We start from the raw sequence: 23,934 nt of genomic DNA, 5'->3' as shown, positions 1-23,934 counted from the left end.
TCTGCGTGGTAGAATGTTGCCTCCCGGCGCGAGTCTCGCAATCATTCCGTTCACTAGCGAGTCGCAAGGATGCTATGAGGTCGCATGCCCGTTTTGGGGGAATTGTCAGATGCTACTGGCGGTTAGGAGGTAGCCCCTTCGCGTCGCGCCGAGTCGAGCGCGCTAATGGCGCCCCGAACGGCACTGCTAAACGTCTCCAAGAGCTCCGGCTCCTTGGCGAGCCGATTGCGCAAAGATAGGGGCAATTCCAGTTGTGCCCCTTTGCCCGTCGATCCACGATTGACGATGTTCGAATCTTTCATGCCGGGGAACCGATGTCCGCTGCCTTTTGTCTTCAATCCCGCAGCTCGCAGGCCCTCATCGATGGCCGCTACCAGATCGGCATCCTTGCCGCCCAGATAGATCGTATCCGCGTCACCCTCGTCGGCACGGCCATGGATTGCGACGACGGTGCTTTTTGTTTTCAGCAGCTCGATCGCGCGATCCTCGTCAAAATTCTCTGACGTGATGTGCAGTTCTGCATTGCCGTCACGCATCGTCCCTTCGAAGCAATACATATCGAGGTCGCCGTCCGCGACAGCCGCGGTGACCATCGAAACGTGACGCTCGATCCCGCCGCCATGCGGTGTCATCACGAGGGCGCCGCCAGTATTCGATCCCGACCGGACCACGACACGATAGTCCTTGTTTTCTTTCTTTGCGCCCTTTAGCGCGGCGAAGTTCGGAAACTCCTTTTTCATAAGCCTATCCAGTGGGTTATATAAACCGGCGCGTTGCGCCCATGCCCGTTCCTGCTACTAGTGAGCGCATGATATTCGAAGCCGATCCAGATTTCATCAAGACTCTCGATAGCACGAAGCTTGTCGAGCTGATGAAACGCCTGCTACTCGCCGAATGCCGTCTCACAGGATTGCCATTGCGAGCCGCCTCTGTCCCCCTTCAGGTGACCGTGGCTGACGGGGGCGAAGATGGCCGCGTCGAATGGACCGACGGCCCTGCCAAGACCGCCTACTTTCCACACCGCGTTACGCTGTTTCAAGCCAAGGCAACCAATCTCACGGTGACCAAACTTCGCAGCGAAATTCTGAAGAAAAAGAAGGACGGCCCGGTTGTACTCAACGAGGCTATATCGGACGTCCTAGCGCAAGGCGGCGCCTATATCGTTTTCTGCTCCTACCCCGTTGTTGAAGCGGCGAAGAAGAAATTTGTCGCCGCCATACAAGCCGCGATCAAGGATGGCGGCGGCGATCCGGCCAAAACTGCAGCAATCGAATATTTCGATGCGAACAAGATTGCCGATTGGGCTAACGTGCATCCAGCCGTCGCTCTATGGTTGGCAGCACTGCAGCGCGGACGGTCCCTTGCCGGTTTTCAAACCCATGATGGCTGGAGCAAGTCACCGAACATAGCTTTTGTCCCCTGGGTAGCTTCTGAGACACCGCGCTACGTTCCGGTCAATCGGACCATCCCGGATACCGAGCGCAAGAACTCCGCCATCAATGCCTGGTCCTTTGATCAGGCGGGGTCGGCTTGCCGGGAGGGCATGGAGGGCAAGGACCGTATTATCCGCATCGTCGGTCCTTCCGGATTCGGAAAGTCGCGGTTCGTCTACGAACTGCTGAAGGATGGGCTGACGGTAGCAGATCAAAGCTCCATGAGGTCGGTTATCTATGCCGATTGCCTCGTCGTGGGGGACGAACTCCTGAAAGTGGCGCTGGAGATCGCAGATTCAGGGTCAACGGTTACGCTGGTGGCCGATGAGTGTCCCGATGATTTTCATCGCAAGCTGGCTGAATTCGCCGGTCGCGAAAGCTCGCAGCTTCGGCTGATCACTGTGAATGTCGAGACCAAGTTTACGCAAGTGAAGGGAACCTTGACGATCCGCCTTGACCGGGCGGATGACGCGACCATCGAAGCGATCGCAAAAAGCGCGGCTCCCGCCCTCCGTCAGACGGACGCGCATTTCGTCGCGGAACTGGCCAATGGCTTCCCGCAGATGGCCGTACTAGGGGCGCAGCAAAACGGTGACGGACGCGACACGATTCGGTCCGCCGACCAGGTTCTGGACCGTGTGATCTGGGGGGACCGGCCCCACAACGACGAAGCGCAAAAGGCCCTAGAGGTGCTCAGCCTTTTTGAATGGGTTGGCTTTAAGGGCCAGCCGATAGGCGAGGCAGCGTTTGTCGCTGGCAAACTGGCCGGTATGACAACAGACCAATTTATCGACCAGATCTTGAGCTTCAAACAGCGCGGCATTATCGAAACTCGCGGCAGCTACTTTCAAGTTCTACCCATCCCGCTGGCTGCGCGGCTTGGCGCGCCACGGCTCGGTCGCCTTTCATCGGACGCCCTTGTTCGAATTTTTTCCGATGCGCCGGATGGATTAAAGGCAAGCCTTCTGGGACGCATGCGTTGGTTGGATACTTCCCCAACGGCAAAGGCGTTTGCGTTGGCGTTGCTCTTGCCCGAAGGTATCGGCAATCTCGCTGCACTCAATACGGAATTCGGGGCAAAGTGCTTCGACCGACTGGTGCATGTAGATCCTGATCGCGCCGCTGCAACGATCGACCGGGTCTTGTTCCCCTTAAGCCACGACGAACTGCAAGCCATCCGGGATGGCCGCAACTATCTCGTGTGGGCGCTGCAAAAGCTGGCATTCCGCAAAGAGAGCTTTGATCGCTCGGCCGTACTCCTACGGCGCCTGGCTGCTACCGAGATCGATAACGGTCATTCGACCGGCGCCGGAGAAACGTTCAAGCAGTTCTATCAGCTTCATCTCTCCGGCACGGCAGCCGAACCGGAGGTGAGGTTGCGGGTACTGGATGAAGGGCTCTCGTCGCTCAATGCCGCGGAACGCCAGGTCTCGATCGACGCATTGGAACAGATGATTGCAACGAGCCATTTCTCCCGAGGCGGTGGAGCCGAGGAAATCGGCAGCGCCCAGCCGCTTCAGGATTGGCTCCCGAAAACTTACGGTGAGATTTGGGACTTCCACCGCGCGGGCATAAGGCGCTTGACCGATTTCGCAGTATCCGGCGGACCATACGCCGATCAGGCCAAAACGGCGATTGCCCGGCATATCCGTGGGCTGATCAGCTCAGTCCCGTTCGAGGACGTGCGCGCCATGATTGACAAGATCGTCGCCCACTCTGGCCTTTGGCCGGATGCGATCGAGGCGGTGACCGCATGGCTTTACTTCGATGCGGCGGAGGCCAGACAGGAACAAGTCACCAAGGTTCGAGCCTATTTTGATGAACTCATGCCGGATGATCCTGTCGACAAGGTTATCGTATACACCCATGGCTGGCCCGCGGACTTTCACGCTCCCGAGACACGCTACGATCGGGGCCTGAATGGAAACCACGATTTCGAATATTCAGGCCGAGAATCCGCGAAATTAGCGCCGGTCATCGCCGCAGATCCCGATGCCCTCGATCGAACGCTGGGCAGCCTTTGTTGCACGGAAGCTAACAACGCTTTTGCCTTCGCGCGCGCGCTGGCTCACTCGGCTGCCGATCCGGTTGAGCTTTTCAGGCTCGCTGTCGCAAAACTCGACGGAGGTCCGGCAGCCGCCAACCGCCAGCTCTTTGGAGGACTGATCACTGGAACCGATGCGCGCGATCCCGTTGCCGCGCGCGAGTGCATTCGAGCGGCCTTGCGTGCCCCGAAGCTCAAAGATGATGCCATCTCGATGATCGGATCCGGCAAACTTCAGCCGGGTGATTTGGACGTGGTCATTGCGCTGCTTGAGAGCGGCGATGTGGAGCCGTGGCGCTGTGCCGCGCTCTCCTACGGACGCGGCCTGGATCATCTTTCCAGCGCCGAGATCATGCCACTCCTCAACGCGCTCCGCAAAAAGGGGGCTGCCGGGCTATGGGCGGCCCTCGACATTGTGTTCATGTACCTGTTCGGCGGCAAGCGTCCGTCGCCCGGGCTTGTCCGGACAATCAAATCCGTGCTCCTCGCGCCCGATCTCTATAACAAAGTCAATCAGGGGCCGATGGACGGAAGTCATTTTTTTGAATCGGTTGAGCTGCTGGCCAAGCACGGCGCCATCGATACCAAATTCGCGCGCGCCATGACGGCCCAGATTGTCAAGCTTTCCCAGGTCCCCAACAGCGACGTCTTCTTTGCATTGGACGATCCGGCGCGCGAGGCGCTGCAGCAGCTTCTGAAGAGCCATCCTGCGGAGGCATGGGAGGTACTCTCGAGCAAACTGGAAAATAAAGACCCGCTTGTCAGGCACCGCCTGCGCAGACTCATTGACCAGGATCGCGAAGATTGGCTTGGACCTGGCCTTTTGTTTGAGCTCCCGCGTGATCTGTATCTTAGCTGGGTGCGAGCGGAGCCGGCCACTCGCGCTTCAATCGCCGTGCCATGGTTGCCGCTAGCGGTAAAGCAGCATGACGGTTCATTGGTTTGGCATCCAGCTATGGTTTCCTTTGTCGAGGAGTTTGGCTCACAGCCGGATGTGTTGCGTGGCTTGTCGGGTCGGCTTCGTCCCAGCCTAATGTCAGATTCACTGGCTTCTTATGTCGAGCCGCTTATCCCAATGGTCTCTGCGTGGCAAAATCATCATGCCCCGGCGATCCGAGCCTGGGCCAACGCCGCGATTGACAGTCTGCGTCGCTGGATTGATCAAGACCGCCAGGAAGATGACGACGATCCCCTTCGATAGATATCCGAGAGCGCGTGCTGCAAGCGGCCTTACGGCAGGTCTCCGCCGTCGCTTGCACTTAGCAGAGAGGCGATTTCCTCGCACGTCCGCGTCGCGGCGAGTTTGAGGGCCTCGTCGATATGAACGTACCCTTGAGTGACGCCCCTGGCGGCGTGGCCGAGAAGCGCAGCAATAGTCAACTCGGAAAATCCTAAGTCGCCGGCCACGCTGCCAAAGGTGTGCCGCAGCGTGTGCGGAGTGACGCCTGCGATGTCGGCGCGGGCGCACAACCGAGCAAGACAGCTTTTCGTGGCCGTGAAGTGACCATCGCCGACATCTGATGGAAAAACGTAAGGGCAGTTCTTGCGTGCTGGCTGGCTGGCTGCGAGATCAGCGGCGCTCAGTCCGATCGCGCGCACCTGACCATCGCTCTTGGTATCAGGGAAATGGACATAACCCTGATCGGCGTGCAGCCAGTCGCGCCTCATTCCTTGAACTTCCGATATCCGAAATCCCGTCAGCAGCATCAGTCGCACTCCGGCCAGCGCGACCGGGTGCTCGTCATTCCTTTCGGCGACACGCATCGCATCGCCGAGCCTTTTGATCTCGGCGACGCTCAGCCGGCGTTCCTTCTTCTTCCCGGCGCGCTTGCGCACGCCCACAGCCGGGTTGGAGGTAATAACGTCGAGCCGCACTGCATGCGCAAAGAGGCTCTGGAGCGTCGAGACGGTTCGCGCCGCAACACCGGCGCCGCCGGTGGTGGCTCCTCCACGGCCAACGCCGCGCGGCTTTGCAGTCCTTCCACTCGCGATGTCGGACTGCATGGCCTCAACATCTCCGAGCTTGAGCGCCCGCACTTGCCGGCGACCGAGAAGCGGCTTGATGTGGGTTTCAATACGGCTCCGATCCATCGCCAATGTGGACGTTTTGATGGGGCGATGACGGCGCCCCAGGATGCGACCTGCCTCAGCCTCTGCCAGATACCAGTCGCAGACCTCCGTGACAGTGATCGCTTCGCGCAAACTGGCGTTCTCTGCGGCCGGGTCTGCGCCACCCGCTACAGCACCCAGCTTGACTTTGGCTTGGTCGCGGGCTTGCTCGACCGTCATCACTCCGTAGCGGCCGATCGTCATGCGACGGGTGCGGCCCTCAACATTGCGGTACTGAACGACGAACGTCTTCAGGCCAGAGGGCACAACGCGGACGCCAAAGCCTCTTATTTCACCGTCCCACAGGAACGCCTGTCCTTTTCCTGGGGGCGTGTGGGCGTCTACGGCGCGTTTGGTCAGTTTTCCCATTGTTGGCGGCTCTCTGGTTGCGCGATCCTGCTTACATTATCACGGCCGCACCAGAATGTAAGCGCAATGTAAGCAATCGAAATAGAAAATGGGGCGCTCGTCGGATATCAGCGCGGAGTCAGAGCTGGGTATGTGTAGGCTATTCAACCATTTATCGCCGCATAGCGGAGATTCGGATAGGGCAGCGAAGACAGAATTTGACTTTGCCAAGGTTGGGGTCGAGCGTTCGAATCGCTTCACCCGCTCCAGTTTCCTCAACGGGAATCAAGCATCGAAAAGCCGCGGTTCGCCGCGGCTTTTTCGTTTTTGGCGGATTGAACCTCGACCGCCCCCAAGAGCCGGATGTCACTTATGGGACTGCTGGAAGCGGCAACGTCGTACTGAGATACGCTGTTCGGGTTCTTGGAGTTCTGCGGCTGGGTGCCTGCGTAGTGTGTTCCCGCATTTCCGTCCGGATTGAAGGCCGAACCCGGCGCGGTGCTGGCATTGCCAGGCGTAACACTTCCTGTCTGAGCGGTGCCGATCGTTTGATCGGGTTGACCTTTCGTCCCCGTTACCGAGTGGACGTTGGCTGCCGAGGCCAGGCCGGCGGAGGTCATCAGCAAGCCCAGCACCACGGGGATAAGGTGATGTTTCATCATTGTTCTCCCAAAATCGGTTTGATTTCAGGGCGCTCGCGGTCTCAGGAGCACCCGGCGAACAAAGACTGAAACGCTTTTCGGACGCCGTTCATCCCGAGCATCACGAATCCGTGATGTCGGGCGCTGCCGGCGTGGCCTGTCGCACAGGCGCCCTCCGTTGGGTGCACGGGAAATTCCTGCGCCGCTCGACTGGGCTACTGACCCATCCCGAACTTGTATGTGACGCGGGCCATGACGGCATCCACTTTGGCGTCGGTCCGATACGTCTCTGGGTTCGCTCCGATTGTGCCATCAGCGTCAGTGTTTGGTACCCGCGTTGTCGCCAGCGGCATCCGCGCCTGGTTGCTTTCGTCCGGCGGTCAGCCGGCCGGACTCGAACTCCTCGACCGCCTTGTCCCAGCAGGCCTTCTCACGATCGGGCATCAAGCCTTCCCGTTCCCAGAGTTCGCGGGCCCGCTTGCTGATATGCGCGACACGTTCTTCCTGGCTGATCACCATGGCCGTCTTCCTTCCCTGAGGAAGCAACCGGACAACGCCTGAAATGTTCCAATTTGGATGTCGTCGCCCTCGGCAGGTCGGGCAATGCCGTCAGGCACTCTTCGCGGTCTCCGCCTTGCGAAGCGACGCCTGGTGCACCAGCGAGGTCCAGCTGTTGGTCGAGGCGAGGTGGCAATAGAGCAGGCCGAGCGCGCCGGACTTTCTGAGGTCGAGGAAGGCCTCGTCGCTCAATTTGTTGAAGGCCGCTTCGTCGATCACCTGGAAGTCGGTGAGGTTGAGCACTTCGCCGCCTTCCAGCGTCACCTTGCTCTGGCGCGGCGAAAACAGACCGTGCGCGTCGATCTTGTCGACCATCTCGCGGGTGGCCCTGAAATCGATCTGGAACTGGTTGCAGAAGGCGAGCGCCTGCCTGGTCGCCTCGGTCGGTTCGTTGCCGCCGAAGAACGGCAGCACCTTGTCGTCGCGGAAGGGCGCCATCAGCTGGTCGACGACACGATCGCTCGCCCGGTCGACGCACAGCGTCAGCCGGCCGGCCGAGGTCGGATCCTCGGCCAGGATGAAAGGGTAGCGGCGGACATAGGCCGGGATGTAGTGCGGCGCGTTCCACTTGCCGTCGGCATCGACGAACAGGTTCTCGTCCTGGCGAACGCCGGTGATGATGACGGGGGCCTTGGCGGCGCCGATGAAGACGATCGGATAGGAGCGCATCGCCGCCGGCATCTCCGACGCCACCACCGGGATGGCGTGCGCCGAGCGCGCGAAGGAAAAGTCGCTGCGCGCGGTCAACCCCAGCGAGCCGTGCCGCGCCGGATTGAGCGCCTCCGGCCTGGAGTAGAAAAGCGGCAATGCTTCGCCCGCCGGTGCCGTTTCCGTTTTCACGCCGCTGTCAGCCATCGTTTCGTTCCTCTCCCGCACGCCGGTCGCGGCGGCTCGCCCATGGGTGACCAGCACCAGCCGGGATCTGTTCCTGCATACTGATCCTCGATTTGGATATGATCATGCGCAAGATGAAGCAAATGCTCTACAGCGTTCTTCACTGCCGCAAAAGCAGTACCATGGTTTGCAGCGCACTGCGGCAGAGGTCGCCGATGGCTCTAGACAGCTTGCCGCGAAGCGGCGACATTGCCGCGGACTTCAAAACAGGTTGAGGCGGACAAGATGGTTTCGGCAGCGGATTTCGAGCGGGCGGCGGGGTCGGTTTTCACGGTGTCGGCCGGTGGAAGGCGGTTTTCGCTCGAGCTGACCCAGGTCCGGCGCATCGAGGCCAGCCCGCGAGACGGCGGCGGCTTCACATTGCTGTTCAAGGGACCAGGCGACGTAAGGCTACCGCAGGCCATCTATCACTTCACCGGTGACACAATTGCCGACGACATTTTCATCGTGCCGGTTTCGGTCGATGCGTCGGGCTATCACTATGAGGCCGTGTTCAACTGAGCCCGGCTTGAAATGGTCGACTATCTCATTGTCCCGGAAGCGCTGGACAAAGCGGCATGCGACGCTCTGTGCGCCGAAATTCGCGGCGCCGCCGGCCGGGATGCAGGCCTGCTCGGCCGTTCCGACCAGAAGCCGGCATGGCCGCGGGTGCGCCGGAGCAGGCGCGCCGAGGTTTCAGCAGCCACCGAGGCGCGGGTAAGCGGCTTGCTGGCTGAACAGAAGGCGGCCCTGGAACGGCACTTTGGCGTCGTACTCGGCGCGTTTGAGAAACCCCAGTTCCTGCACTACCAGGAGGGCGATTTCTTCGTGCCGCACCAGGACGGCAACACGCCGCTCATTCATGACGAATCGCGCTTCCGAAAAATCTCGGCGGTGATCTTTCTCAATAGCCAATCCGACGATCCTTTGCCGGATAACTACGCGGGCGGCTCGCTGGTCCTGCACGGGCCCTATAGCGGTCCGGACCTGCGCATCGCCATGCAGGCATTGCCGGGCTCGCTGATCGCGTTTCGTTCGGAAACGACACACGAAGTCACCCCGGTCACGCGCGGTGAGCGGTTCAGCATCGTGTCGTGGTATCGTGGCACATCATCGTAACCGCTACGACGGCGGTCGCAACATCAGGTCGTAGACGCCCTTGTCCTCGGCGACCGTGAAGCCCAGCCGCAGATAGAGCCGCATGGCCGGGTTGTGCTTTTCTACATGGATCGACACCGCCTTGCCGACGGCGCCCGCCTCGTCGATCAGGTCGGCGAGCAGCGCCTTGCCGAACCCTTTGCCGCGAAAGGCGGGCAGGAAGGTGATGTCGATGATGCGATGCTCGCTTGGCCAGCGTTCGATATAGAGGCGGCCGATGTCGCTGCCTTCATACATCATCACCAGCCAGTCGGCGTTGGGATAATATTTTTGGTAGTGCGCGTGCTGCGCCTGGAACTGCATGTCCAGAAACGCCGCCTTCTGCGCCTCGTTCCACGAGGTGAGGGTCAGTTCCTCGGCACGGGTCGAGGCATAAACCCGCGCCAGGAACGGCAGATCGATTTCCGTCATAGGGCGAAATATTAGGCCAAGGCCGGCCGCGCGTACCCAGCCGGCCGGTTTGCTAACAGGATTCATCGACACGTCAGGGACGTGGAGGGAACACGCCCTGCAGCGCGATGTTGAAGTAGCAGGTGAGATAGGGCTGCATGTTGTTGTGCGGCTGACTGGCGCCGGCCGGCGCCAGTGCGTTGCTGTTCAAAGGGACCAGACCGGCGTTGGTTGTCGTCTGGAACGCGGCTCCGCCTATGGAGGTCGCCAACGTGATGTTGGGCGTCAGTGTCCCTTGTGTGCCATCTTCGACCGTGCCTCGCATCGTATGGTTGTGCGAGGGAATCTCGGACTGGAGCAGAGTGATCGTCTCCGATCCGCCGCTCTCGCCAAGGTCATGCAACGACAGGCCTGGCCCCTGGCCGGGGTGCATCGGCGCGCTGCCCTGCAAATCGGGCAAGGCGAAATTGGATCTGCCATCGCCGCCATAGGTGGTGCCAAGCAGCGAGAACAGCGCCGTGTTCTGCGACAGCGGCAGCAACTGTCCATCGCACCAGGCCCAGCCCTTTGGGGCAAAATTGAACGGAAAGATGCGGATTTCGGCAACGAACGGGTCGGCCATGACGGTCCCTCTCAGGTAGGTGATGGAAAAATGCCGAACAGTGAGATGATGAAGTTGATGCAGAGATAGGGCTGGAAGTTGCTGTGGGGCTGGCTGCCGCCCACTGACGAAATAGCCGGTGCTGCCATGTTGGCGTCTGCCGTCTCCGACGCGTAGAGCCTCACTAAGGTCGAGCTTGCAAGCACATTGTTTTGTGGTGCTGCTTGCGATCCGTTGCCGGCATTTCCGAGAAAAGCGTGTGTGTGCGCGGGGATCTGGGAGATCGTCAGGGTAATCTCTTCGGCGCCGCCAGTCTCGGCGAGGACAAAGCCATTGCCCTGATGAATTGGGAGTCGGCCACGCGCATCGGGCAAGGCGAACGTGCTCTCGCCATCGCCGCCATAGGTGGTACCGATCAGCTGGAACAGCGTTTCGTTCTCCGAGATCGGCAGAAGCTGTCCCTCGCAGAGCATCCAGCCCGCCGGTGCGAAATTGCCGGCAAACATTCTGATTTCACCGATGTAAGGTTGTGCCATGATCGCGCTCCCTCAATTCGGCGACGGGAAAATGCCCTGCAGGGCGATGCAGAAGCTCAATGTCAGGAAGGGCTGCATGTTCAGATGCGCCTGGCCGCCGCCGACGCTGCTGACGCTTCCAGCGTTCAAGGCGGCCAGGTTGGCCGCGGGGCCGTAGATATTTCCCGGATCCTGCGCCAGGACATTGCCCGTGCCGCCAAAATTCGGATTGGTTGAGTTGCCCTGTGAACCAGACGCGTTGGCGACGTGCAGGTGGGTCGGGATTTCCGCGATCGAAAGTGTATGAGCCTGTTCGCCGCCGCGCTCGCCAAGCGTATGAGTGCTGCCGACATGGATCGGGACGCATCCGCGATAATCGGGCAAGGCGAAATTCACACGCCCATCGCCGCCGAATGTCGTGCCCAGTAGCGAGAATAGCCCTTGGTTCTGGTTGATGGGCAGGAGTTGCCCATTGCATAGCGCCCAACCTTTAGGCGCAAAGACGAAAGACATGATTCTGATTTCAGACAGAAATGGTTCTGCCAAAGTCCCCTCCCGCTGTTCCCAGATTGCAATCACTCGCCCTGCAGGAATACTTCCCCACAGGTTACGCTCCGGTACTTAAACTTGTCTGCTAATCAGAAAACAAATATTGCAGCCCGCATTGAACAGTTGTTTTCACCGCTTTGCAAGTCGGTTTTTAGACTGCCCTGCCATAGCGCGAATTCACAGGAACACAACGTTACGCTCACGGCAGAGGGTTGGTCGACGGCAGCGGCGGCAGTCCGGCCGCCGAGAATGTCACCGTTCCAGAAATGCTGAACTTCGTCGGATCGTTTATGCCGTTGGCGTCATCCAGTTCCGTCGCGACGGAGGCGGCCGTGGGTGTACCCTGTGTAACTTTCACCGTCCCACCAGTCTGCTTTATGCGCACGAATTGGCCATTGCCGGCCTGGCCCGCTACGTTCGAGAAGGAATTGCCACTCAGATTGGCCCAGATGGTCGGGAATGGCCCGAAGCCAAGATCCTGGTTGTCCTGGATGGTGATGGCACGGCTGCCGTTCATATGATCGAAAATATTGTTGGTGATGGTGACATCGGTTTCACCGCCGCCTGTGGCTAGGCCAGTGAGACCGACATTGACGCTGATCCCGGGAGCCGTCGCGATCTGATAAATCTGATTGTTGGTGATCAGATACTTGCCGTTTATAGCGCCTTCGTTCTGGATGCTGATGCCGTTCCCGACAAGCGATCCAGAATTGGTTACCGCGTTGTTGCCAATGATGTTGCCGCTTATCTTGCCGTTCACTGTCCGGTTGAAGGGCCCATTGCCATTGTCGAAATGATTGATCGCGGTCGAACGCTGGCCGATGAACGTATTGTTCTCAATATCGAAGGTCAGCGACGTCGCTACGGGATCGGTAGAGACGTCGACGCCGGCATTGTTGTTCGTGAACGTCGCCCCGGAGACATTCACCGTCATGGCGGTGCCGCCCGAATTGCCGAAAACGCCAGTTCCCGTAATCTGATGCGTTGGGTCCGATAGGATATTGCCGGTGAAGCTGCCGCCCGTGACCGTCAGCCCCATCGTCGACGTTCCCGTGCCAAGGAAATTGACGAGATTGCCATGCTGCGAGCTGGCATTGCCATTGATGGCCAGACCGTTGGCCGAGATCGTGTTGTTGATAAGCTGCAGGTTGGTCAGCGTGCCCGACGCATTCGAGATTTGAATCTCGAACTCGTTGTTGTTGCTGATCACGGAATTGCTGATCGAGGTCGCATGAGCGCCGTTCGAGGCGGTTCCGGTCAGCTGCGTGATGTTTATGCCGGATTCGTCGGTCGCCGCATCGTTGCCGTTGCCGGAAATGTTTAGCCGGTTCAGCACGAAGCCGTTGATGCCCGAGCCGCCGATGCCGTCGCCCAGATTGTTGGTGAGGTTCATATAGGCGAGATGGACGTCCTGGGTCGAGGTCAGGCTGATGCCGTCGCCTGTCGAATTTTGGATGATGCCGCCGGAGCCGTTGTTCGCGCCGAGGCCATCGCCCGTCACCGTCAGCCCGCCGCTGGTCCCCGTATTGTTGAGCACGATGCCATTGGCGGCGCCGTTGGACGAAATGCTGCGGAAGGTCAGGCCCGCCCCGCCAATGGTCGTGTTGGCGACATTGAGCGCGGTGCCCGCGCCCGACGTGATTACGTTGCTGGTATTGGAGGCAATAACCGTGCCGCCGCCGGTTGCGTTGAAGCCGGTGGTGCCGCTGCTCGATGTGTTGATGGTCAGCGTGTTGGTGAAATTGATATTGGTGCCGTTGGTGCCGCCATTGCTCACCAGGTTGATGCCGTGGCTCGAGCCGCTCGACGACACGGCTCCGTCGAATGAGATCGTGCTGGCGCCGCCGCCGGTGCCGGTGTGGTTCTGGACGTCGATCGCGGTGGCGTTGGCGGTGTGCGTGATGGAGCCATTGTAGTCGATATTGGCCGAGCCGCCGCTGACGTTGAACGCCGTGCCCGATGCACCGCTCAGCGCGCCCGTGCCCAGGTTCACCGTGCCGGTGACGTTCGTCAGGCTGACATTGTTGGCGCCGCCGCCTGATGTGGTCGAGGTGAAATTGATGCCGGCGGCGATGCCGTTGAGGTTGATCGCCTGGGCGGCCGTCGTGCTGATCGAGCCGGTGGTGACATTGACCGTGCCGCCATTGGTCGCGGTGAAGGCGGTGTTGGTGCCGCTGCCCGTCGTGATGGTGAGGTTGGCGAAGCTGACGGTCGAGGCCTGGCCGCCATTGTTGATCGCGACGGCGGCGCCGGTGGCGTTGTTGTGGTTGACGGCACCGGTGAAGCTTACTGTGTCTGCTCCAGTCGCGCCCGAAATGAAAATGGCCCTGGCTCCAAAGCTCGACGTGACCGTGCCGGCAAAGCCGAAGCTGCCGCCGGAGCGGTTGGTGATGCTGACAGCGGTGCCGACGACGCTGGAGACCGAGCTCGTGTCGTCGAAGCTGAACGCAGCATCGCCGCCGGCGACGGACAGGCCACCGCCGCCCGACGTGACGACTTTGGTGGCGGTGACCGTTCCGGAGGCAGCACCAAACTTGATGGCGGTGCCGGCCGCGCCCGTGGAGAAGAGGGAAAGATTGGTGAGCGTCGTCGTGCCGGTGGCGCCGGCGCCGAAGTCGATATCGGTGGCGGTGACGTTCTTGATCGTCATGTTCCGGATCGTGGCGTTCGCCGTTGCGCCGCTGATGCCGATCGCGGCATTGGCGCCTGTGCCGTCGCTACCGTTGATGGTAAAGCCGTCGATGATGTTGCCGCCGCTGCCCAGCGTGATGATGCTGCTGCCATCCGAGCTTGTCAGCGTCGCCGCGCCGCCGGACGTCTGATCGGCGATCGAGACGTTATTGCTGGCCAGCTGGATCGTCGACGGCACGGTCAGCGCCAGGTTGATGTTGCCGGCGCCGAAGCCGCGCACCTGCTCGCCGGCCTGCAGCAGCAGCGTGTTGTCGCCTCCCGCCGCTGTGATGACGCCATTGTTGACGAGAACGAGGATGTCGTTTGGCCCGGCCTGGAACTCCGCTGCGGCCAACGTCATCAGATTGCTTTGATCCTTGCCAAGGCCGTCGCCGGTGCCGGTGGCGCCGACGAAATAGATCTTGCCGATACCGAAGCCGAGGCCGGGGCTGGCCTGGAAGTTCACGTCCTGAACGTTGTAGGTGCCGAGCGTTGGCGCGCTGGAGGCGTCGATGCCGACATTGGCGCTGATGGTCGAGCTCTGGTCGGTCGATTCGCCGTCGCCATAGACAAAGGCAAGATTCGTCGCGCTGTTCAGGAATATGCCGGTATTGACGCCGGCGATGCTCGAACTGTTGCCCGCGATCACGGCGTCGCCGAGCCGCACCGTCTGGCCGCCGGTCGCGCCGCGCAGGTCGATGCCGATCGAGGTGCCTGCGGCGGCCGCATTGGTGACGCTGAAATCGTTGGCCGTGATCGCCGCGTCGATGATCGCGCCATTCAGGTCGAAGGCAACGGCCGAGCTGCTGTTCAGGCCGATGCCCAGATCAGTGAAAGACAGGGCCGCGCCAAGCGTGCCGGACACATCGATGCCGCGCGAGGTTATGCCCTGCAGGTCGACCGCGCCAAGCGCGATGGCGCCGCCGGAGACGTTGTTCAGCGCGATGCCGGTAGCGGCGCCATTGGCCGAGACGCTGGAGAAATTCACGCCGCCAGCACCAACGGTCGTACCGCTGAGATCGAGTGCGGTTCCTGACCCGGTCGTGATCGTGTTGCCCGAGCCGGCGACACTGATCGTACCGCCCGTCGCGGCTATGCCGGCGCCGGTGGTGGTGTCGATGTTAGCGAGGCCGGTGACGGTGAGCGTGCCGCTGGCCCAGCCGATGCCGCCGCCGGTCGTGTTGTTGACCGTTACCGTGTTGAAGTTGAACGTGCCGGTATTGGTATTGATGGCGCTGATGCCGGCGCCCGACGTGCCGGTGATGCTGGTGGCGCCGGTGACGGCGAAGGTGCCGGCAACACCGTCGAAGATGATGCCGCTGGCGCCGCCGGTGGCGGTGACGCTGCCGAGCGTCATGTGGACCGTCAGCGGGTCGAGATTGATGGCAGTGCCGTTCGTGGTGTCGACCGAGCCGCCCGAGCTGTTCAACGTGAAGGTCGTGCCACCCTTTTCGTTGACCAGCAGGCCCGTGCCGCCATTGTTGGCAATGCTGAAGGTGCCAAGATCGAGCGTGCCGCTGGTGTTGAGCAGGTTGAGGCCGTCGCCCTGCACGCGCGCACCAGTTGTGCCGACGGTGAGGGTGCCCGCGCTGACGGTGCCGCCGCCGCCCGTCGAGTCGAAAGTGGCACCGTTAAAAGCAATGCCGCCGCCGGTGCCGCCGATGACCGTATTGTTGGCGAACGACCGGATCGCGATCGTATTCTGAATGGCGCTGACGCTCTGGCCGAGGAAATTGGCGGCAAGCGCGGTCCCTGTCGACTGCAGCGTGTTGCCGTCGATCGAAAGCAGAAGCCTGTCGGCAGCCGGCGCGCCGCTGGTGGTGAAATCGAGCGCCCGGCCGCCGGCGGCGATGTCGTTGTTCCTGAGGAAGAAGCTGGAGGCGGTCGCCACGCTGCCCGAGACGCCGGTGCCGCTGCCGGTGTTGCGGATGATCAGGTTCTCGATGCCGCCGGTGAGGACGCCGGTGCCGGTCGTCGCGAAATTGACCACCGAGGCGGCGGTGTTGCTCTGCAGGATCGGCCGCAGCGTATCGATGCCGCTCGGCGCCGAAATAATCGGCGAATTCTGCACCGTGGTGAAATGGAATGCCGCCGAGGCGCCGCTGCTGGTGTCGACACCGAGCTGCGAGACATCGACGGCCGCATCGCCGCTCTTGAAGGCTAGCAGCACCTGTCCGTCGTCGAGTTGGAACGAGGTGCCGCCCAGGTCGATCGTCTCCTGGCTGCCGGTGCCGTTCTTGTCGATCAGCACGATGACATTGGCCGTGGAATTCTGGGCGTTCGCATAGGTGCCTGGATTGAGCAGGCTGCCGTCGCCGAGAGCGCTGGCGTCGGCGGTGACGTAGTAGACGCTGATCGCCGACAGGTTTGACGTGTCGCCGGAGAAATTGACGTCGTTGAAATTGTAGTCGCCCGCTGTCGGCAAGGTGTCGGTGGCGTGAATGACCTGGCCGCCGGTGGTGGCGATCGAAGATTCGGCCGGACCTGCCCCGTCGCCGAAGACCAGCTTGGCGTTGGTGGCGCTGGAGAACTGGACGCCATAGCCGACATTCTCGATCTTCGAGGTCTGGCCGGCTGGGTTGTTGTTGGTCGTGTCGCCGAGCTGGATCGTGCCGGTGCCGGTCGTGTCGGCCATGTCGATGCCGATCGTGCCGGTGAAGCTGCCGCCGTCGACGTCGAAATCCCCAGCCGTGACGGTGCTGGTGCCGAGCGCGGCGCCGTTGAGGTCGAGACCGATCGCGTTCGCCGCGCCGAGCCCGATGTTCAGGCTGGTGAAATTCAGCGTCGAGCCGAGCGTGCCGGAGATATCGACGCCATGCGAGGTGATGCCCAGCAAATTCGCGGCGCCGAGGCTGACGGTGCCGCCGAAAACATTGTTCAGCGCAATGCCGGTCGCCGCGCCGTTGACCGAGACGCTGTCGAAGGTGACGCCATCGGCGCCGACCGTCGCGCCGTCCAGGTTGAGCGCGGTGCCCGTCGTCGTGGTGATGGTGTTGCCGGTGCCGCCGACGCTGACCGTGCCCGGGCCGGTGGTGCTGGCGGTGAAACCGGCGCCGCTCGAGGTGGTGATCTTGAGATTGCCGCCGGTGAAGGCGAGCGTGCCCGTGCCTTCGCCCGGGCCGATGCTGGGGGCCTTGACGATGGCGCCGTTGGCGCCGCTGCTGGTGTTGAAGATCTTGGACGTGCCGGAGAAGGTGGCCGTTCCCTCGGACGATCCGTCAAACAGCACGCCGATGCCCTTGCCGGCATGATTGATCGTGCTTGAAATATTGTAGGCGCCGTTGGCGTTGCCGGTGAAGGTGAAGGCCGCCGTCCCCGCCGCCGCCGCGTCCGTGGTCGAAACGACCGAACCGCTCATGTTCAACTCGGTCCAGTCGCCGCCGGCGGCTTGCAGCACCGTGCCCGTATCGACCTTGATCGAACCGTTGTAGTTCAGCGTCGCATTAACAAGGTCGTTGCCGCCGGAGAGAGCTATGGCCGACCCGGTGGTGCTTGTCGTCGCGCCGATGCTGGCGACGCCGCCGTTGCCGCCGACATTGACGGTCCCGGTCTGGAGGACGGCAAACGCAATGCCGACCTCGCTGCCGTCGATGGTCAGGGTGGATCCGGCGACATTGGCGATGTTTATGGTGCCGACCTGGCCGCTGATCTCGAACCCTTCATGGCTGGTGTCGAGATCGTTCGTGCCGGTGAAATTGACCACGCCGGGGCCGGACAGGCCGGACAGCGAGGCGCCGATATAGCCGGTATCCTTCAGCCCGCCGATGTTGACATTGCCCGCCAGGGTCATGCCTGACAGGAACACGCCGGCGCCGCCGCCCAAGGCGCTCGTGGATACCGCCGAGATGCTGTCGAAGGTGACACCGCCGACGCCGGCATCGGCGCCGACCGCCAGGAGACCGTTGCCGGCGGAATTGATCTTGTTGCCGCTGCCGGTGACGGTGAAGGTCGAGGAGCCGAAGTCCCCGATGGCTATGAAGCCCGCGCCTGTTGTCGTCGTTATGTCGAGGCCGCCATTGGTGAAGTTGATGGCGGAGTTCGTGTTGGGGGTCGGCGTGCCCGAAGGCCAACCGCCGGGGAGGCCGAGATTGACACCATCGGCGGCGCCCGAGCTGATCTGCTTGGTCGTACCCGAGAAGGTGATGGTGATGGAATCGTTGCCGGCAACGAAAATGTTGCCGCCGGCCGCCGCATTGCTGTCGGTCAAATTGCCCGACAGCGCCACCGAGCCACCGGTCATGCTCTGGATCGAGACGGCGGCGCCGCTGCCGTTGGTGGCGATCGTGCCGCCATAGGAGATATCAGCAGTGCCGCCGCTGGCGGCGGTCGCCGAGCCGACATTGAACGACGTGCCCGCACCGGTGTTGGTCAGCGTGCCGGTGCCGAAAGCGGCCGTGCCGGCCAGGTTCTGCAGGTCGATGCCGTTGCCGGCGCTGAACGTCGCGCTGGTGGACGTGAAATGAATGTCGGCCGTGATGCTGTCGAGCGACGCCGCTTGCGCGCCCGTGGCATTGATCGTTCCCGCGTCGACCGTGATCGTGCCGCCGCCGGTGGCGGTGAAGGCCGTCGCTCCATTGGTGGAAACGTCCAGATCGGCGAAGGTGATTCCCGCGCCGCTGTTGTTGGTCAGCGATACGCCATTGCCGCCGATGGTCGCCTTGTCGGTGAAATCGACAAGGCCGCCGGTGCGGTTGACGATCGAGACGCCGCCGCCGGTCAGCGTGCCGGCCGGCCCGCCATTGGGCAGGTTGCCGCGCGTCAGCGTGATGTTGCCGTTGCCGCCATCGGCGTCGAGCAGCGTCCCGGCGACGTTGATGTTGTTGTTGGTGATCGAGACGTTGCTGGTGAGGCCATCGACCTTGAACGCCGTCTGACCAACGGCGACATTGCTGACCGTGACGCCATCGATGAAGATGCCGCCGGCATTGCTGAAACCGGCCGCACCCTGGTCGATCAGGAAGACCGAGCCGCTGGCGCCAGTGAAGTCGAAGGCGGTGTTGCGCACCTGATTGCTGCCGAGCAGATGCATGGCGTCCGCGGTGCCGGTGACGACGCCCTCGTCGCCGGTAACGTTGCCGCCGGTGGCGCCGAGATTGCCCTGCACGTTCACCTGCTGGAAGGTGCCGGACACGGCGATGACGTTGCTGTTGCCGAAGCCGGTGATCGACTGGCCGGAATCGAGCGTGAACGGCGTTGCGCTGAGATCGACGGTGCCGACGAAGGCGAAGGTCTGCGTGCCGGTCATGAGATCGGCGTCGGCAAGCGAAATCGTGGTCACCGACTGGCTGAGGCCGTACGTGCCGACGGCGATAACGCCGCCCGACTGCGAGACCATCGTCACCGCGCCGACCGCCGAGGGCAGATTGGCGCTGCCGGTGAAGAACACGTCGTCGAAATCATAATTGCCGAGCGTCGGGTCGAGCCCGACCGTGTTGACGGTGTAGCCGCCGGCCGCCGCGCTGATCGACGACTGCAGTCCGTCGGCCGAAGTGCCGTCGCCGAAGGTGAAATTGGCGTTGGCGGTGGTCGCCGTGGTGAGGCTGGACGACAGGTCGACGCCAATATGGACGTCGCTGATGCTTGAGCCGCGCAGGAAGGTGATGGTCTTGTTGCCCGTCGTCGATGACAGGTCGATGCCGCGCGAGGTGGCCTCGCCGGTGCCGGTGATGGTGGTCACGCCGAAATCGGCCGTCGTCGACGAGCCGCTGAAGTCGATTGCCGTCTGGTTGGCGCCGGCGCCCATCGTCACACTGGTGGTGCCGAAGCTGACATCGGCGTTGGTGCCGCCGAAGTTGATGCCGGCGGTGTTGGCCGCCGAGCCCAGCGTCACATTGGTGGTACCGAAAGTCACCGAACCGGAATTGCCTGAAATGTCGATGCCATTGCCGGTTGCACCCGACACGGTGACCGCGCCGAAGGTGGCGCTGCCGGCGACATTGGAGACCGACAGGCCGTTGCCGACCGCGTTGGTGATCGAAATTGGGGACGTGGCGTTGAAGGTCGCGGCCGCGCCCAAGCCTGCGATGATCGCGCCACCGCCGCCGCTGGCGGTCAGCGCCGAGTCGGTGAAGCTGATCGTGCCACCCGTCGGCGCGGTGGTCGAGCCGATGGCGAACAGGTTGCCCGCGCCGGTTGAGGTGACCGGACCGGTGAAGGCGACCGAGCCGCCGGTGATGCCGTCGACCCTGACGGCCGTGCCGGGCGCTGTCGCCGAGCTGTTGATGGTCGCGCCGATCGTGATCGCCGCGCTTCCGCCGGAGACGACGACGCCATCGCCCGTGCCGGAATTGGTGATGGTGCCGCCAATGTCGATCGTGCCGGTGTTGTTGGTCAGGCTGGCATCGGCGCCGGCGATATTCGTCGTTACGAGGTTGCTGACGCCGACGGTCGCGGCGCTGTTCTGAACCAGGAAGCCGGAGCCTCCACCCACCACGGTGTCGACCTTGGTCGTGCCCTGGAAGGTGTATCTGCCGCTGGCGACATTGTCGAGACTGATGGCGACGCCGCTGATGCGATACAGGTCGACGCCACCGAAGTTGACGTTGCCGCCGCTGGTGTTGGAAATGGCGATGCCGGTCGAAACGCCGCCGCCCGAGCCATCCACGGTGACGCTGGAGAAGTTCACTCCGGCCAGGCCGATCGTCATGCCGGCGATCTGGATGCCCTTCTCGTCCGGCCCCAGGCCGGTCGCCACGGTATTGCTTGCCCCGTACACCGTCAGATTGCCGCCATTGACGGCGCTGAAGGCAAAGCCGCCATCGGTTGTCAGATCGAGACCGCCGACGAAAGCAATCGCGCCGCCGGCATTGCCGGTCAGGTCGATGGCGTTGGCCGCGCCGGTGCTGGCGGTGATCTTGCCGCCGAACCTGGCGAAGCCGCCGTTCATGGCGTTGATCTTGACCGCACTGGCAGCAGCGGTCTGGTTGATCGTGCCGTTGTAGGTCAGGTTCGGTGTCGAGGAATCGATGTTGAACGCCACGCCGGTCGTGCCGGTGATGGAGCTCGCGGCATCAAAAGTCAGCGTGCCGGTGGTGCCGCCGGTGATGCTGACGCCCGAGCCGGCGCTGGTGATATCGAAATTGGTGAGCGTGCCGGTGCCGCCGAAATTGTCGAGCGACAGGCCCGTGGCAACGCCGCCGACCGACACACCCTGGACCGTCAGACCGGCAATGCCCGTCCCACCAATAGCCGCGCCGCTGCCGCCCGAAATGTTGAAATCCAGCAGCGAGTTGCCGTTGCCCAGCGTGACGACGTCGCCGGCGCCCGAATTGGTCAGCGTCGCCGCCCCGGTGCCGGGATCCGAAACGACCTGGTCGTGCTGGATGTTGGTGCCGGTGACGTTGATCGGCACGCCGCCGAGCGAGAAGGAGCGGCCATTGCCGAAGGACGCCAGCGTCTGGTCGTCGCTGAGCGAGAAGCCGCCCGACGCATTGATCGGCGTGTTGCCGGCGTCGTTGACCAGCACGAAGATCGCGTTGGCGTCGGTAATGCCGTCGGCGGTGCCGATCGACGCCAGGTCCGCAAGCGAGGAGCCGTCGCCGGCACCCGAGGCTGCCGCGCCGACGAAGATCACGTTCTGGAGGTCGAACAGCTGCGGGCCGCTGAACGTCGTCGAGCCGAAGGCATAGAGGCCGAGCGTCTGGTTCAGCCCACGCGCGTCGAGCGAGGCGGTGACGCCCGCGATCGAGCCGCCGCCGAAGCTGAATTGGGCATTGGCCGAGTGGGCCAGCGAGCCGGCGATGCCCAGCCGCACGCCCGTGTCGACGCCCGAAATGGTGCCGCCATTGGTGATGATGATCGAAGCGCCGCCGGTGGTGTCGGCGAGATCGATGCCGATCGAGCCGGCGCCCGATCCGCTGATGTTGGCCGAGAGCGCCGTGAAGGTCGTCTGGCTGCCGGAGAAGTCGAGGCCGGCATGGCCGAGACCGAGCCCGGAGATGACGATGTTGCCGGCCACAACCGCCGCGTTGACGCCGCTGAACGACATGCCGTCGCCGCCCGGCGCCGTGATGTTGATGTCGCCGAAGCGGATCGTTGCCGGCGAATCGGAAATGGCGATCGCCGGTCCCGTCGTGTTGGAGATCGTGGTGGCGCCGTTGACCGTGAAGCTGCCCGAGACATGGTCAAGCACCACGCCCGATGTGCCGCCGGTCTGCGAGATTGAATCCAGCACCACATGCGCGGTGATCGGGTCGATGAAGATGCCGACGCCGTCGTCGCCCAGGGCCTTGTTGCCCGTCACTTGGCCGCCGGTGGTGGTGAAGCTGCCGCCGACGGCGGTGCCCTTCACCGTTATGCCGGCATCCTGGTTGTCCTGGGCATTGAGGATGGCGAAGCTGTAGGTTCCCTTGCCCGTAATATCGAGGCCGTCGTCCTGGTTGCCCGACAGCAGCGTCGTGCCGGTGAAATTGTAGGTGCCGTCGCCTTCGATATGCAGGCCGTCGAGGCCGTTGCCGGTGGCGGTGAAATTGGACGCGCTGACATTGGTCGAATTGCCGGTGAACTCGGCGCCATTGCCGCCGGTGCCCGTTACCGTGACGTTGGTCAGCGTCGTGCTGGTGGCGTTGTTGCCGAAAATGCCGTCGCCGCCGCCGGTGATGGTGATGCCGTTCAGCGTGTTGCCGTTGCCCAGCGTGATGACGGGGTTGGCGACGTTGGTGCCCTGGATCGTGCCGTCGCTGCCGCCGAGGTTGAAGGTGGCGGTGCCGCCGCCGAAAAGCTTCGCGGTGACGCTTTCGCCGCCGCCGATGACCGTCTGGCCCGTGGCCAGCGTCACGCCGCCAGTCGTCAGATTGCCATTGCCGCCGAGCGCCACGACGAAGCCGCCGTTGCCGGCCTTGGTGACCGCATCGTCCAATGTCGTCGGGTCGGCCTGCGTGCCGGCGCCGGCCAGGCCGCCATCGGCGAAATAGAACTTTCCGAACGCGGCATTGGTGGCGGCGTTGATGGCGACGCGGGTCGTCGTGCCGCCGGTCTTGTCCTGGCTCTGGATGCGGACGCCGATATCGCCGCGCACCCGCTCGTTGACGCGCTTGCGCAAGCCTTCGCTGACCGGATAGACCGGATCCGCCCCGATGGCCGCGGTGCTGTCCGAGCCGCCGCCGGGATTGAACGGGATATTCAGCCGCACGCTGCCGGCGAACTGGGTGTCGTCGCGATTGTCGTTGCGCACCTCGCCGGTGAAGGTCAGCGACGTTCCGGTGCCGAAGACATCGCCGATCTCATATTCGATGCCAGCCTTGGCGCCGGTGACGCTGCCGTCATCACCGTGCGGATCCTCGAAATGATAGCCGCCAACGTCCAGTCGCAGCGAATGCTTGTCGGGCAGATTGAGCGGCACCTTCGCTCCAACCTCGCCCTCGATGCCCCAGGCCGCGTAGTCGCGATGGTCGAGCACCGAGATCTGCTCGATCAGCTGGTTGGAGACCATCGACAGGGTCGAGCTGGTCGAGTGGTCGGTCGAGTCGCCCTTGATCGGCACGAAGACGTTCACATGCGCGTCGAAATTCGGCGTGATCGCCTCGACGCCCAGCGTGCCCCCGGTGAACTGGGTGCCGCCGTAACTCTCGGCATTGAAATAGGCATAGCCGCCGAGCATCAGGTCCGGGTTGACGATGCGGCGGATGCCGAGGCCGATATCCTGGCCGAAGGCGTCCTTGAAATCGTGCTTGGCCCGCACATCCAGGAACAGCACCGATTCGGCGGTCTGCTTGATCGGGATGAAGCCTTCGAGCGCGGCGTTGCCGCCATTGTTGTCGGCGCCGATGATGGCCCGGACCTGGGGCTGCCAGAGCCCGGCATCGTCGCCATAGGCGGCCACGCCCGAGAGCGCCAGCGCCAGCGACGTAAGCGCCGTCGTCTTCCAGAGCTGCCTTGCAATGCTCGAACGGCGATAACCGGCGCGCATGAGGAACCCCTCCCCACGCGCCGCCATCTCACCAACTTGCCGAGACTTCTCGGTAGTTCCCATCCCTGGCGAGTCCTTCTGGGACTACACGTCCCGCGTGCCGATGTTTAATGGAATTCTATTGTATAGCGAGTCCCC

The 23,934-nt window shown here is 62.7% G+C and carries 14 protein-coding genes; 4 read left to right on the top strand and 10 right to left on the bottom strand.

Annotated elements, in window-relative coordinates; genetic code table 11:
• Positions 1–122: 122 nt before the first annotated feature.
• Positions 123–740 (bottom strand): poly-gamma-glutamate hydrolase family protein, encoded by a 618-nt coding sequence (locus MESAU_RS04420; RefSeq protein ID WP_015314854.1) that lies wholly within the window; start codon positions 738–740, stop codon positions 123–125.
• Between the two features lie 68 nt (positions 741–808).
• Between MESAU_RS04420 and MESAU_RS04415 the strand changes: the two genes are divergently transcribed.
• Positions 809–4,678, top strand: a complete 3,870-nt coding sequence (locus MESAU_RS04415; RefSeq protein ID WP_041163278.1) for a hypothetical protein — start codon at positions 809–811, stop codon at positions 4,676–4,678.
• Between the two features lie 29 nt (positions 4,679–4,707).
• On the opposite strand, the gene MESAU_RS04410 is transcribed toward MESAU_RS04415, so the two are convergent.
• The 4 genes from MESAU_RS04410 to MESAU_RS04395 all read right to left on the bottom strand — a co-directional run bounded on the left by MESAU_RS04410 (position 4,708) and on the right by MESAU_RS04395 (position 7,988).
• Positions 4,708–5,955, bottom strand: coding sequence for a tyrosine-type recombinase/integrase (locus tag MESAU_RS04410; protein WP_015314852.1), 1,248 nt, complete (start codon positions 5,953–5,955; stop codon positions 4,708–4,710).
• A 254-nt stretch (positions 5,956–6,209) separates the two neighbouring features.
• The gene (locus MESAU_RS04405) at positions 6,210–6,593 is read right to left on the bottom strand and encodes a hypothetical protein (RefSeq protein WP_015314851.1); all 384 of its coding nucleotides are present in this window, start codon (positions 6,591–6,593) and stop codon (positions 6,210–6,212) included.
• A gap of 300 nt (positions 6,594–6,893) precedes the next feature.
• The gene (locus tag MESAU_RS04400) at positions 6,894–7,094 is read right to left on the bottom strand and encodes a DUF2934 domain-containing protein (protein WP_015314849.1); all 201 of its coding nucleotides are present in this window, start codon (positions 7,092–7,094) and stop codon (positions 6,894–6,896) included.
• 90 nt (positions 7,095–7,184) lie between these two features.
• The gene (locus MESAU_RS04395) at positions 7,185–7,988 is read right to left on the bottom strand and encodes a SapC family protein (RefSeq protein ID WP_015314848.1); all 804 of its coding nucleotides are present in this window, start codon (positions 7,986–7,988) and stop codon (positions 7,185–7,187) included.
• Between the two features lie 104 nt (positions 7,989–8,092).
• Between MESAU_RS04395 and MESAU_RS31060 the strand changes: the two genes are divergently transcribed.
• From MESAU_RS31060 to MESAU_RS04385, 3 genes are read left to right on the top strand one after another with little or no spacing between them, the layout of a single operon-like run.
• Complete coding sequence (locus MESAU_RS31060) at positions 8,093–8,242, top strand: hypothetical protein (protein WP_157163623.1); 150 nt, start codon at positions 8,093–8,095, stop codon at positions 8,240–8,242.
• A 10-nt stretch (positions 8,243–8,252) separates the two neighbouring features.
• Positions 8,253–8,528 (top strand): DUF6916 family protein, encoded by a 276-nt coding sequence (locus tag MESAU_RS04390; protein WP_015314847.1) that lies wholly within the window; start codon positions 8,253–8,255, stop codon positions 8,526–8,528.
• Positions 8,529–8,540: 12 nt separating this feature from the next.
• The gene (locus MESAU_RS04385; RefSeq protein ID WP_015314846.1) at positions 8,541–9,125 is read left to right on the top strand and encodes a 2OG-Fe(II) oxygenase; all 585 of its coding nucleotides are present in this window, start codon (positions 8,541–8,543) and stop codon (positions 9,123–9,125) included.
• 3 nt (positions 9,126–9,128) lie between these two features.
• On the opposite strand, the gene MESAU_RS04380 is transcribed toward MESAU_RS04385, so the two are convergent.
• The 5 genes from MESAU_RS04380 to MESAU_RS04360 all read right to left on the bottom strand — a co-directional run bounded on the left by MESAU_RS04380 (position 9,129) and on the right by MESAU_RS04360 (position 23,796).
• Complete coding sequence (locus MESAU_RS04380; protein ID WP_015314845.1) at positions 9,129–9,641, bottom strand: GNAT family N-acetyltransferase; 513 nt, start codon at positions 9,639–9,641, stop codon at positions 9,129–9,131.
• Between the two features lie 7 nt (positions 9,642–9,648).
• Complete coding sequence (locus tag MESAU_RS04375) at positions 9,649–10,176, bottom strand: phage tail protein (protein WP_015314844.1); 528 nt, start codon at positions 10,174–10,176, stop codon at positions 9,649–9,651.
• Between the two features lie 11 nt (positions 10,177–10,187).
• Positions 10,188–10,691, bottom strand: coding sequence for a phage tail protein (locus MESAU_RS04370; protein ID WP_015314843.1), 504 nt, complete (start codon positions 10,689–10,691; stop codon positions 10,188–10,190).
• Positions 10,692–10,703: 12 nt separating this feature from the next.
• Positions 10,704–11,216: a phage tail protein gene (locus tag MESAU_RS04365; RefSeq protein ID WP_015314842.1), complete on the bottom strand. Its 513-nt coding sequence runs from the start codon at positions 11,214–11,216 to the stop codon at positions 10,704–10,706.
• A 202-nt stretch (positions 11,217–11,418) separates the two neighbouring features.
• Complete coding sequence (locus MESAU_RS04360; protein WP_015314841.1) at positions 11,419–23,796, bottom strand: beta strand repeat-containing protein; 12,378 nt, start codon at positions 23,794–23,796, stop codon at positions 11,419–11,421.
• Positions 23,797–23,934 lie beyond the last annotated feature (138 nt).

Source organism: Mesorhizobium australicum WSM2073 (assembly GCF_000230995.2).
Taxonomy (GTDB): domain Bacteria; phylum Pseudomonadota; class Alphaproteobacteria; order Rhizobiales; family Rhizobiaceae; genus Mesorhizobium; species Mesorhizobium australicum.
The sequence above is the reverse complement of the archived record's forward strand: the minus strand, read 5'-3'. Positions and strand labels throughout refer to the sequence as shown.